Raw genomic sequence first — 12831 nt, 5'->3', positions numbered from 1 at the left:
GGCTCTATCTCACGAACACCCCGTCGTGCTGCCGCAAGTATCGCACTTCATGCAGGTGCCGTTCCGCACCAGCGTGAAGTTGCCGCACTCTGAGCACATCTCGCCTTCGTAGCCCTTGGCCTTGRCTTCCGCGCGGCGCTCGGCCTTGGTGGGGACGAGCGTCTGTGCGGTGCTGCCGGCCTTGCTCCACTGGAGCGCCTCTAGCTTCTCCGTGGGGGAGAGGTCGTGGCTGGCCTCCTGCTTCAGGGCGACGGCGCCTTCGATGGCATCGCCGGCGCGGGCCGAGGTGCCGTGCGAGGCGAGGGCGGTGACCTTGCTGCCGCCGGTCGGGGCGCTGTCGTTGCCCTGGGCGACCGCGGCGGAGCCGCCGCGCATCACGACGAGGTTGTCGGTGCGGGAGCGGGTGAGGCCGCGCGAGACCAGCTTGGTCGCGTGCTGGGTCTCGTCCGGCTCCTTGCCTTCCTCGACGCCCTTGCCGAGCGCGTCGAAGTTCGACTCGGTCGGATCGACATGGGCGAGATCGAAGCGCGACATGTAGCTCACCGCCAGCTCGCGGAAGACGTAGTCGAGGATCGAGGTCGCGTACTTGATGCTGTCGTTGCCCTGCACGGGGCCCGCCGGCTCGAAGCGGGTGAAGGTGAAGGCGTCGACATATTCGTCGAGCGGCACGCCGTACTGGAGGCCCAGCGACACCGCGATGGCGAAGTTGTTGATGAAGGAGCGCAGTGCCGCACCTTCCTTGTGCATGTCGATGAAGATCTCGCCGAGACGGCCGTCGTCATACTCGCCGGTTCGGAGATAGACCTTGTGGCCGCCGACGACCGCCTTCTGGGTGTAGCCCTTGCGGCGATCCGGCATCTTCTCGCGCTCGCGCATCACGATGATGCGCTCGACCAGCTTCTCGACGATCTTTTCCGAGACCTGGGTGGCACGCGCCGCCATCGGCTTCTCGTAGAGCGACTCGACCGCATCCTCCTCGTCCTCATCGTCGGCGATGAGCTGCGAGTTGAGCGGCTGGGAGAGCTTGGAGCCGTCGCGATAGAGCGCGTTGGCCTTCAGCGCGAGCTTCCACGACAGCATGTAGGCGGACTTGCAGTCCTCCACCGTGGCGTCGTTCGGCATGTTGATGGTCTTGGAGATCGCGCCCGAGATGAAGGGCTGGGCCGCCGCCATCATGCGGATGTGGCTCTCGACCGACAGATAGCGCTTGCCGATCTTGCCGCAGGGGTTGGCGCAGTCGAACACCGAATAGTGCTCGGCCTTGAGGTGCGGGGCACCTTCCACCGTCATCGCGCCACAGATGTGGACGTTGGCCGCCTCGATCTCGCGCTTGGTGAAGCCCACGGCCTGGAGCAGGTCGAAGCCGGGGGCTGCGATCGCCTCGGCGCCGATGCCGAGCTGGTCGCGGATGAAATCCTCGCCAAAGGTCCACTTGTTGAAGGCGAACTTGATGTCGAAGGCGGTCGGCAGGGCCTTTTCGACCTTGGCGATGGCTTCATCGGTGAAGCCTTTGGCCTTCAGCGTCGAGGCGTTGATGGCCGGCGCGTTGGAGAGCGAGCCGTGGCCGACGGCGTAGGCCTCGATCTCCGCGATCTCGCTCTCGCGATAACCGAGCGCGCGCAGCGCCGCGGGGACCGCGCGGTTGATGATCTTGAAGTAGCCGCCGCCGGCGAGCTTCTTGAATTTCACCAGCGCGAAGTCGGGCTCGATGCCGGTGGTGTCGCAATCCATGACGAGGCCGATGGTGCCGGTCGGCGCGATCACCGTGGTCTGGGCATTGCGATAGCCGTGCTTCTCGCCGAGCTCGAGCGCCGCATCCCAGGCTGCCTGAGCTCGCGTGACGATGTCAGCCTGCGGGCAGGACACGAGGTCCATCGGCACCGGGTTCACCGAGAGCGCCTCGTAGCCGTTGGACTGGCCGTGGGCGGCGCGGCGGTGGTTGCGGATCACGCGCAGCATGTGCGCGGCGTTCTTCTTGTAGCCGGGGAAGGTGCCCAGTTCAGCAGCCATTTCCGCGGAGGTCTTGTAGGTGATGCCGGTCATCACAGCGGTGAGGGCGCCGCAGAGCGCGCGGCCTTCCTTGCTGTCATAGGACAGGCCCATGGTCATCAGCAGGCCGCCGATGTTGGCATAGCCGAGGCCGAGCGTGCGGAACTCGTAGGAGAGCTCGGCGATCGCACGGGACGGGAACTGCGCCATCATCACGGAGATTTCGAGCACGATAGTCCAGAGCTGGCAGAGGTGCTCGTAGCCGGCGACGTCGAACTGCTTGGTCTCGGTGTTGTAGAAGGTCAGCAGGTTGGCGGAGGCGAGGTTGCACGCCGTATCGTCCAGGAACATGTATTCCGAGCACGGATTGGACGCGCGGATGTCGCCGGACGCCTTGCAGGTGTGCCAGTCGTTCATGGTGGTGTTGAAGTGCAGGCCGGGATCGGCCGACGCCCAGGCGGCGTAGCCGATCTTCTCCCAGAGGTCGCGCGCCTTCAGCGTCTTGGTGATCTTCTTCGTCGTGCGTCCCACGAGGTTCCAGTCGCCATCGGTTTCCACGGCGCGGAGGAAGTCGTCCTTCAGCGAGACCGAGTTGTTGGAGTTCTGGCCTGATACCGTGAGGTAGGCTTCCGAATCCCAGTCGGTGTCATAGACGTCGAACTGGATGTCCTTGTAGCCCTGCTTGGCGAACTGCATCACGCGCTTGATGTAATTGTCAGGCACGAGGCTGCGGCGCGCGAGCTTGATCTCGCGGCGGAGCGCCGGGTTCTTCTCGGGGTCGAAGCAATCGTCGCCCGAGCCTTCGCAGTTCACGCAGGCCTTCAGCACCGCCTTGAGGTGCTTCTGGTTGATCTTGGATCCGGTGACGAGAGCCGCGACCTTCTGCTCCTCCTTCACCTTCCAGTCGATATAGGTCTCGATGTCGGGGTGATCGACGTCGACGACGACCATCTTGGCGGCGCGGCGCGTGGTGCCGCCCGACTTGATCGCGCCGGCGGCGCGGTCGCCGATCTTGAGGAAGCTCATCAGGCCGCTCGAGCGGCCGCCGCCGGAGAGCTTCTCGCCTTCGCCGCGCAGGCGGGAGAAGTTGGAGCCGGTGCCGGAGCCGTATTTGAACAGGCGGGCTTCGCGGACCCAGAGGTCCATGATGCCGCCCTCGTTGACGAGATCGTCACCGACGCCCTGGATGAAGCAGGCGTGCGGCTGCGGGTGCTCGTAGGCCGACTTGGACTTGGTCAGCTTGCCGGTGAAGGGGTCGACGTAATAGTGGCCCTGGCCCGGGCCGTCGATGCCATAGGCCCAGTGCAGGCCGGTGTTGAACCATTGCGGCGAGTTCGGCGCGACCATCTGCATGGCGAGCATGTAGCGGATCTCGTCATAGAAGGTCTGGGCGTCCTCGTCGGAGGAGAAGTAGTTGCCCTTCCAGCCCCAATAGGTCCAGCAGCCGGCGAGGCGATCGAACACCTGCTTGGCCGAGAGCTCGCTGACGAAGCGCTCTTTCTCGGGGAGAGCGGCGAGCGCCTCGGTGTCGGGCACGGAGCGCCACAGGAAGGAGGGGACGGACTCCTCCTCGACCTTCTTCAGGCGCGCGGCGACGCCGGCCTTGCGGAAATACTTCTGGGCGAGCACGTCGGAGGCGACCTGCGACCACTCGGTCGGCACCTCGACGTTCTCAAGCTTGAACACGACCGAGCCGTCGGGATTCCGGATCTCCGACGTGGTCAGCCGGAAATCGATCCCGGCGTAAGGTGACTGTCCCGAAGTGGTGTGGCGCCGCTCAATCCGCATGGTCTTGCCCCGTCCTTTTATCTGCCGGACTGCCTCCGCAAGGCGCCCGGGTCGCTATTTCGGTTCGCGATTCCTCCAAGGACCTCATCGGCCCAAAGGCTTCGCAGTTCAGCCGGTGGATCCGGCCCAGTTTCTCCCGGCGCGATGGTTCTCATCCGCCGGCATGTCCACACCCATCCGCCCCCAAGGGGATGTGCGCGACATGCGTTCAACGCCCCACACGCCACTTCAACCAATGCCATCCGAGCCTGTTGCCGGCCCGTTCTGGCGCCCGAAGGTCTGCATTTCGAGGGCAGACAAGCCCTCATCCGCGGCCTTTGGCTGGCTTGGCGGAGTGACGATTTGCGAGACCCTTTGGGGGAGTGCCGGCGGGACGCAAACTCACTCGCGCCGAACGGACCGAAAGCTAGGACTCTCCGTTGCGCCCGTCAAGAACTAGTGCGAGTTCCTGAATCAAATACTAAATATGGTGGATTGCGGGGGATAACAGGGGGCAAGCCCGCGCCTGTTGTTGAGCCAAGTATCAGTGAGTCCTCAGGGATTCCCAACCAAAAAAATTTGCATCCCGTGACGATACGGACCCTTCACCCCACTGTTCACAGGGCAGGTATATTTTTCGGGACCGGGCTTGCCTCAGCGGGACTCACGTAGGGCTACGGAAGGTGAGGGCAGGCATGCCCGCCGGGGTGGTGGTGGCGCGTACGAATCCGCGCCAAGCTGACCGCGATTTTGCCGGGTACCCCACATGCTTGATTCGACTCGCCGGGATGCGCGACCGCGCATCGCCCCGGCCGGCCTGATGTTCCTCGCCATCACCTCGATCGGCTGGGGCTTCAACTGGCCGGTGACGAAATTCCTGCTGTCCGAGCTGCCGCCGCTGACGCTGCGCGGGGTGACCGGCGTGCTGGGCGCGGTGCTGCTCGCCGCCCTCGCGCTGATCCGCCGGCAGAGCCTTAAGGTGGGGCCGGGGATCTGGCCGCGCTTACTGACCGCCGCCGTCCTCAACGTCACCGGCTGGATGGTGCTGATGGGCCTGGCGCTGCTCTGGCTGCCGGCCAGCGAGGCGGCGCTGATCGCCTACACCATGCCGGTCTGGGCCTCGCTGATCGCCTGGCCGGTGCTGGGCGAGCGGCCGACCGTGCTGCGCACGCTGGGGCTGGTGATGGCCTTCGTCGGCCTGGCCTCGATCATGGGCGGCAACGGCTTTGCCGCAAGCGTGGAGAAGCTGCCGGGCATCATCATGGCGCTGGCCGGCGCGCTCGGCTTCGCCATCGGCACGGTGTTCTCGAAGAAGTACCCGATCCATCTGCCGCCGATCACGGCCGCGGCCTGGCAGATCGGGATCGGCTGCCTGCCGATCTCGATCATCGGCCTCTTGGTCGAGACCACGCATCTTTCGCTGGTGACGCCGGTCGGCTGGTGGCTGCTGGTCTATTCCACCGTGGTGCAGTTCTGCATCGCCTATGTCAGCTGGTTCGCGGCACTGGCGCGGCTGCCGGCCTCGGTCGCCGCGATCGGCACCATGGCCGTGCCTGTCATTGGCGTGGTCGCCTCCGCGCTGGCGCTGGGCGAGCCGCTGGGGCCGGGCCAGATCGCCGCGCTGATCTTCACGCTGGCAGCCGTGGTGCTGGCGACGCGCTAGCTCGAGAACCAGGCATTACCATGCGTAGCGGATCGCGCCCTTGCCGGCATAGCTTTGCATGACATTCGAGAACTCGCCCTCGAACGTCGCGGCGGCAGACCAGCCGTTGGTCCACTGCCATTCGGCCGAGGCCGTGGTCAGCGCGGAGTCGGGCGCCTGCGCCGCACCGTTGACGACGAAGCTTGCGCCCGGCAGCGACTGGAAGGTCGGGGCAATCGAACGATCCGGATTAAAATCATGCGCCCATGCAAGGCGGCCGCGCAGCGTGACGATGCCGTTCTGCATGGCGAATGATTTGTCGGTGCGAATGCCGAGCTCGCTGCGCGTGTCGGTCACGCTCTTGGCGGCATAGGTCTGTGCAAACAACAGCGAACCGGCGACGACACTTTCGGCATAGGCCGGCAGGTCGAATGTGGTGAATTGCCCTGCGGCGTAAGGGGTGATGCCGAGACCGCCCAGCGTCGGCATGACGAAGCGGTAGCCACTCTCAACGCGACCCGAATACGCGTTCGCATTGAACTCGGCGCGCAGGTGGTCGATGCCGGCGACCGTGACGATGCGGTTGGTCGTGATGTCCTGCCAGCCATAAGCCAGCGCAGCAATGATGTAGGCCGCACCGATATTATGGCGAACGAAGGCGCCGGCCTGGAACAGGTCGGAGCTGCCATAGCCGAGGCCGTTGACGTTGAAGCCGGTGCGGCCGCCCGCCAGCGCAAATCCCGCGAGCGTGTCCGGCGAGACCTGATAGTCCGCACCGACCGCGATGCCGTAGATGCTGCTCGCGCTGTTGTTCGAGCCGATGATGGCGTTGCCGGCCGTGGTCTGCGAGCCGCCGAAGCCGGCGGCCCATACGCTCCAGCGCTGTTCGAAGGTCGGAACTGCCAGCGCCTTGGTGGACATCGCCGCATAAGCGTCGCGCTCGCCGACAGTTCGACCGCGTGCCGCGTAGGCCGAGCTGTCCTCGGCATACGCATTAGGCGGGCCGTCGGCGCTGACGGGACCTCTGCGACCGGAGATGAATGGATCCGTCATCACGCCGATGAACTGGTTCATCGCGTTGAACGTCGTCTGCTGAGAGCCGGTGGCGCTCTCGCCGGAGACCTGGGTCAAGCCGGCGGGACCGAGTCCGAAGAAGCCCATCGGAAGGCCGCCGTTGTTGTTGAAGGCGTTGGTCAGCGCGTTGGCGACGTTCTGCTGGTTGACGTTGAGGCCGGTGTAATTGGTGAAGGCGGCGGTCAGGTTCAGATAGGCGTTGTTGGCGTCATAGCTCAGCGTATCGCTCGCGCCCGTCGGCAGTCCGACATTGGTGATGCCCGCGAACGTCGTGCCGCCACGTCCGCCGGCCGCGGTCACGATCGTGTATGTCTTTGAGACATAGCTGCCGGGCAGGAAATTCGCGACCACGGTCGCGCCCGTCAACGTCGCCGCGCCCGTGACATTGGCGAAGCTCGACGTCGATGGATTGACCGCAACGACGTAGAGCGCGCCCGATTGGAAGGCCAGATTGCCGGCGACCGTCGTCGACGTCCCCGGCGTGTTGACGGCTCCAGGCATGAACGTGCCACCGGCATTGATCGTCGTTGCGCCGATAGTGCCCGTGCCGCCAAGCGTGCCGCCGGCGTTCACGGTCATGGTCGAATTGGCCAGCGAGCCGTTCACCAGCAGCGTGCCGGCGGCGATCGACCACGGCAATGCAGCGCTATTGGTGCCGCTTAGCGCCCAGGTCGAGGCGCCCGTCTTCTCGAAGCTCGCGAAGCCCTGATACTGCGCAGCGGCGCCGATCAGCGAAACGTCGAAAGAAGCAGTGGGGTTGGTGTTGCCGCCGAACTGCAAGGCGCCGTTGCCGGTTTGATCGACGACGTTGCCGCTGAAGCTGTAGCCGGCCTGAAGCTGCAGCGTGTTCGCGCCGCCGGTGAAGGTGATGGCGTTGGCACGCGTGACGCCGTCGCCGGCGAGACCGCCTGAAATCGATCCGCTGTTGATGATGCTGAGATTGGTGCCGATGACGCCGGCGCCGCCTGCACCGACCGCGCCGGAGACCCCGGCGGTGACGGTGCTGCTGCCGGAGCTACCGCTCGCGCCGGCGCTGCCGCTCACGCCGGAGAAGCCGTTCGTCCCTGTGGTGCCGTTCGTGCCGCCGCTGGCGGCCAAGGCCCCGGCACCGCCGACGCCGCCGGAGCCGCCGACACCACCGCTGCCGGCGCTGCCCGCGGTGCCGCCGAGGCCACCCATGCCCGCGGCCCCGGCGATGCCGCCATTGCCGCCGGTGATCGTGCCGCGATTGATCAGCGTGCCGCCGTTGGAGAAGGCGGCGCCAACGCCGCCGGTGCCACCATAGCCGCCATCGCCGCCGCGGCTCGAGGCGCTGCCACCGTTGCCGGCATTGCCGCCGGCACCGCCAAATCCGCCGGTCCCGCCGTTGCCGCCATTGCCGCCATCGGTCGAGCCGACCACGTTGACGCCAGCGGTGCCGTTGCCGCCAGCGCCGCCAACGCCGCCGACACCGCCGTTGCCCGCATTGCCACCGGCGCCGCCGTTGCCGCCACTGCCTGCGGTGCCGCCGCGGCCGCCATCGCCGCCGGTGATGATGCCTTGATTGGTCAGCGTGCCACCGTTTGAAATGGTCGCGCCGGCGCCGCCGGCGCCGCCATGACCACCTACGCCGGCATCGCCGGCGCTTCCTCCGCTCCCGCCGTTGCCACCCATTCCGCCGGCGGCGCCGCTGCCGCCGCTGCCGCCAGCGACGGCCGGGAGAAGGGCACTCGCGCCAGCACCGCCGGTGCCCGCTGTGCCGGCGTCACTGCCGTTGCCCCCGGCGGCGCCGTTGCCGGCATTGCCGCCGGAGCCGCCAATCCCGCCGGCGCCACCAGCGATGTTGCCCGAAACTGTAACGGTCCCGCCGTTCGTGAGCTGGACACCATCGCCGCCGCTGGATCCGCTACCGCCAATGCCGCCATTTCCGCCGGCGCCACCATTCCCGCCGTTGCCGCCAGCGCCACCAACCAGACCGTTGTTGCCATTGAGAAAGCCGGAGCCGGAGGACCCGTTGGCGCCATTGTCGCCTGTGCCGCCGGCGCCGCCGATCCCGCTTGCGCCGCCATTGGCGCCGTTGCCGCCAGCGCCGCCATTGCCACCGGCGCCTCCCATGATCGTTTGGGAAATTGAGAGCGTGCCACCGCTCGTCACCTGCAGACCAACGCCACCGTCGGCACCATTGGCGCCATCGCCTGCGTGGGCGCTGGCGCTGCCGCCGGTGCCACCATTGCCACCGCGCCCGCCGGCTACGCCGAGCCCGATGCTGGATCCCGCGTTGCCGCCGTTGCCGGCCATGCCGCCGGCGCTGCCTGCACCGCCAGCGCCACCGCTGCCGCCGGTACCTGCCGTGACGCTTTGCAAAATCGTCACGGTGCCGCCACCCGTGACCTGGATGCCGTCGCCACCGCTGCCGCCGATCGCACCATTGCCGCCGGCACCAACCCCGCTATTGCCGCCGTTTCCACCGGTCCCGCCATCGAGCGCGCCGAGAACATTGGCGCCGGAAGCGCCCGCACCACCACTCCCGCCGTGACCCGCTGTACCGCCGCGCCCGCCGCTGCCGCCATCGCCGCCGGCGACCGTTTGCTGGACCGTCGTGGTGCCTGCGCTGGTGACCTGCACGGCGGTGCCGCCATTGCCGCCGCCGCCGGCAGCGCCCCCGCTGCCGAGGACGTTGCCACCGGTCCCGCCGGTCACACCAGCGACGCCCAGGGAGAGAGCACTGGCTCCATTGCCGCCGCTCCCGCCGGCGCCGCCACTGCCACCAACCCCACCCGCGCCGCCGGTCGCCGCTATCGAAAGGGTGCTGCCTCCGACGCTGACCTGCACGCCGGCGCCACCCGCACCACCGCCGCCACCGACGCCGCCGCTGCCCGTTCCCGCGCTGGCATCAAGGCCACCAATGACAGCAGAACCATCGGCGCCGCTCGCGCTGGCGCCGCCGTGACCGCCGGCGCCACCCGCTCCACCGGAGCCGGCACCGAGCGCACCTTCGCCGCCACCGCCGCCGCCACCGCCACTACCCGCAGTCAGGGCTGAGTTGCCGTTGCCGCCATTGCCACCGCTGCCACCGACAATGTTGCCGCCGTCACCGCCTAGTCCGCCGTTGCCGCCTGAGGTCGCCGTGCCCCCGGAGCCTCCGGTGCCGCCTGCGGCAGCGCCGCCGCCGCCGCCCGCGCCTTGTCCGATCGCGTTGTCACCGCCATTTCCACCGTTAGGAGAGGCGCTGGTACCGGCAGCGCCACCGCCGCCGCCCGTGCCATTGCCACCGGCTCCGCCAGCGCCGCCGTCGGCGCGCGCCGACATGATCGTCAGCGCCAGTGCGACAGCCGTGCTCGCCAACAATGTGGGGAGCCTGAAACGGCGCCGGGTCGGACAAGAACCAATTCTCGATTCAATTATCAATTTTATTACCGGCAGACTTGGCACCGACCCGCAGGCCATTCCGAGGTGAAATCCTCAGAAACAGACCGCAACATATTCGCTCGCCGAAGCGGCTCAACGAGAATGGTCTTGCCTGCCAGGAATACCGTTTGATTTCGGTCGCCTGTCACCCGGAAACAACATCGGCCCCCGCTGCGAGACCGCCGATGACGTCAGTGAGCATTCGTAATTCAGTGCAGTTCTCAGCCGGGCGCACACACAATCCGGGCGCTGTCGAAGCCGTGCCAGGCCTCGCATCCGGAGCAGGTGACGACGCTCGGCTGGGCAGCCGTCTATTCGACCGTGGTGCAGTTCTGCATCGCCTATGTCAGCTGGTTCGCGGCGTTAGCGCGCCTGCCGGCGTCTGTGGCGGCGATCGGGACGATGGCGGTACCCGTGATCGGCGTCGTCGCCTCGGCACTGGCGCTGCACGAGCCGTTGGGGCCGGGGCAGATCGCCGCGCTGGTCTTCACGCTGGCGGCCGTGGTGCTGGCGACGCGCTAGACAGCGGTCTCTTGCGCGAAGCCGCGCTGCACCTCTAGATAGTTTCCCGCAATTCACCTCGCTCCAGGGGCAACGCATGAGAGTCATCGCGCTGGCCGTCGTGCTCGGCCTGATCCCGTCCCTTGGATTGGCTCAAGCCGATCAGGACCGGTTATCTTGCAATGCATCCAACGATGCTCCGGAAGCGGCCGTGATTTCGGCCTGCACGCGCCTGATCGAGGCCGGCACGCCAGGCCACGATGAACGTGCGGGCTTTTTTCATGATCGGGGCAACGCCCACTGGCGCAGCGGCGACTACAAGGCGGCCGTCGCCGATGAGAGCGAGGCCATCGCCATCAATCCAGCCTTCGCCGACGCGTATATGAGGCGGGGTGCAGCCAATTTCGACGACGGCAATGTCGATCAGTCGATCGCCGACTCGACGAAAGCCATCGAGATCGATCCGCAGAATTTTCGCGCCTACACCAACCGGGGTATCGCCCGCGCGAGGAAGGGCGATCGGCGCGGTGCCATCGCGGACGAATCCAGGGCGATCGAGATCAACCCGAGATGGATCGCAGCCTATCTTGCCCGGCAAGACAGCCGCAATCACATCGGCGACCGCGCCGGCGCGTCGTCCGATCTTGCCAGCGCGCTTGGCATCGAACCGGACGGCGGTTTCGACGGATATCGATACCGGGCTGTGGCGTTCAGGCGAAAGAAGGACTACGGCCACGCCATCGCCGACATCGATCACTGGATCAGCATGAATCCGGGCAGTGCGGCGGCTTACGAGAGTCGCGCCGACGCTCGTTTACGCCAGGATGACTTCGCGCATGCGATTGCCGACGCCAGCAAGGCGCTCGAGCTGAATCCGAAGCGTTCGTATTCGTTCAGCATCCGTGGCTCGGCCTATCTGCACACGCGCGATCTCGACGCGGCCATCGCCGATTTCGACGCCAGCATCGCAGCCGACGCCAGGATCGGATACGTCTACGGGCTTCGCGGCCGCGCCTACGCGCTCAAGGACGATCAGGACCGGGCCATTGCCGACTTCACAAAGCAGATCGAACTCGATCCGGACAATGAACAAGCCTATCGCGCACGCAGCGCGGCCTACGAGAAAAAGCACGACGCTGCCGCCGCGAGCGCCGATTTCGAAAAGGCATGGGCGATAGAAAGCGCGCGATCGCGTGCGCCTGGGGCGATGCCTCCGGATGTCGCGAAGGTGTTCGAGGCAAAGCGGCGGAAGCCGCCGCAGAACAATCCTTGAACTAGCCCGCCGTCATCCCGCCGCCGTTCAGCGCTTTCCGGATCATCTCGGCGAGCTGGTTGCGGCGGTAGGGCTTGGTCAGCAGCAGCACGCCGTCGTCGAGCTTGCCGTGGTGGACGATGGCGTTGTCGGTGTAGCCGGAGGTGTAGAGCACCCTCACGCCCGGCCGGCGCTTGGCCACCTCTTCGGCGAGCTCGCGGCCGCTCATGCCGCCGGGGATGACGACGTCGGTGAACAGGAGGTCGAAGCCCTGGCCGGCCTCGATCATGTCCAGCGCGGCCCGGCTGTCGGGCGCGGCGACCGTGTCGTAGCCGAGGCTCTGCAGCTGCGCGGTGACGAAGTTGCGCACCAGCGTGTCGTCCTCGACCACGAAAATGGTCTCGGCGCCGCCTTCGGCCTGCGGCGCCACTGGGGCCGCCGCATCCGTCATGCCGTCGCCCGGCGGCAGATAGAGCTTGATCGTGGTGCCGTGGCCTTCCTCGCTGTAGATCTTGATGTGGCCGCCGGACTGCTTGACGAAGCCGTAGACCATGGAGAGGCCGAGGCCCGAGCCCTTGCCGACCTCCTTGGTGGTGAAGAACGGCTCGAAGGCCTTCTGCTGGATGTCCGCTGACATGCCTGTGCCGGTGTCGCTGACCGCGAGCATCACGTAGGGGCCGGGCTGCACCTCGGCGTGGGCCTGCGCATAGGCCTCGTCGAGTACGACGTGGTGGGTCTCGAGCAGCAGCTTGCCGCCGTTCGGCATGGCGTCGCGGGCGTTGATCGCCATGTTGAGCACGGCATTGGTGAGGCGGGACGGATCGATATGCGCGGTCATCGGTCCCTGTTCCAGCACGGTCTCGATCTGGATCTGCTCGCCGAGGGTGGGGCGCAGCAGCTTGGCGATATCGGCGATCGCGCCGTTGATCTCGACATTGCGCGGCTGGAGCGGCTGCCTTCGTGCAAAGGCGAGCAGATGCTGGATCAGCTCGGCGCAGCGCTCGGCGGCATCGTCGATCAGGCGGGCCACGCGCTGGAGCTCGGGCTGCTGCTTCAGGCTCGCCACCAGCGTCTCGGTATTGCCTGATATCACCGTGAGCATGTTGTTGAAGTCGTGCGCGACGCCGCCRGTCAGCTTGCCGATCGCATCCAGCTTCTGCGACTGGTGCAGCTGTCGCTCGGTTTCGCGCGAAGTGGTCGCGTCGTGATAGACCAGCAC

The 12831-nt window shown here is 66.8% G+C and carries 5 protein-coding genes and 1 pseudogene; 3 read left to right on the top strand and 3 right to left on the bottom strand.

Annotated features, from left to right (window positions below):
• Positions 1 to 9 precede the first annotated feature (9 nt).
• Positions 10 to 3777 (bottom strand): vitamin B12-dependent ribonucleotide reductase, encoded by a 3768-nt coding sequence (locus tag AB4Z51_RS25630; RefSeq protein WP_441498255.1) that lies wholly within the window; start codon positions 3775 to 3777, stop codon positions 10 to 12.
• A gap of 745 nt (positions 3778 to 4522) precedes the next feature.
• On the opposite strand from AB4Z51_RS25630, the gene AB4Z51_RS25625 reads away from it, so the two are divergent.
• Positions 4523 to 5419 (top strand): DMT family transporter, encoded by an 897-nt coding sequence (locus AB4Z51_RS25625; protein ID WP_135216155.1) that lies wholly within the window; start codon positions 4523 to 4525, stop codon positions 5417 to 5419.
• Between the two features lie 15 nt (positions 5420 to 5434).
• Here the strand turns inward: AB4Z51_RS25625 and AB4Z51_RS25620 are convergent, their stop codons facing one another.
• Complete coding sequence (locus tag AB4Z51_RS25620; protein WP_441498254.1) at positions 5435 to 9796, bottom strand: autotransporter domain-containing protein; 4362 nt, start codon at positions 9794 to 9796, stop codon at positions 5435 to 5437.
• 363 nt (positions 9797 to 10159) lie between these two features.
• Here AB4Z51_RS25620 and AB4Z51_RS25615 point away from each other — a divergent pair.
• A pseudogene (locus tag AB4Z51_RS25615) lies at positions 10160 to 10381 on the top strand (EamA family transporter); the annotation flags it as partial.
• A gap of 100 nt (positions 10382 to 10481) precedes the next feature.
• On the top strand, positions 10482 to 11633 hold the full coding sequence (locus AB4Z51_RS25610; RefSeq protein ID WP_167768229.1) for a tetratricopeptide repeat protein: 1152 nt from the start codon (positions 10482 to 10484) through the stop codon (positions 11631 to 11633).
• Between the two features lies 1 nt (position 11634).
• Here the strand turns inward: AB4Z51_RS25610 and AB4Z51_RS25605 are convergent.
• Positions 11635 to 12831 (bottom strand): ATP-binding protein (locus AB4Z51_RS25605; protein WP_441498253.1); only part of this gene is annotated, 1197 nt, incomplete at its 5' end.

The organism is Bradyrhizobium sp. 2TAF36 (genome assembly GCF_052114925.1).
In the GTDB taxonomy this organism is placed as follows: Bacteria; Pseudomonadota; Alphaproteobacteria; order Rhizobiales; family Xanthobacteraceae; genus Bradyrhizobium; species Bradyrhizobium barranii.
This window is presented reverse-complemented; position numbering and strand designations above follow the sequence as displayed.

Excerpts from the sequence above, each read along its gene's own strand:
- AB4Z51_RS25625 (WP_135216155.1), top strand. The coding sequence starts at position 4,523 with ATGCTTGATTCGACTCGCCGGGATGCGCGACCGCGCATCGCCCCGGCC.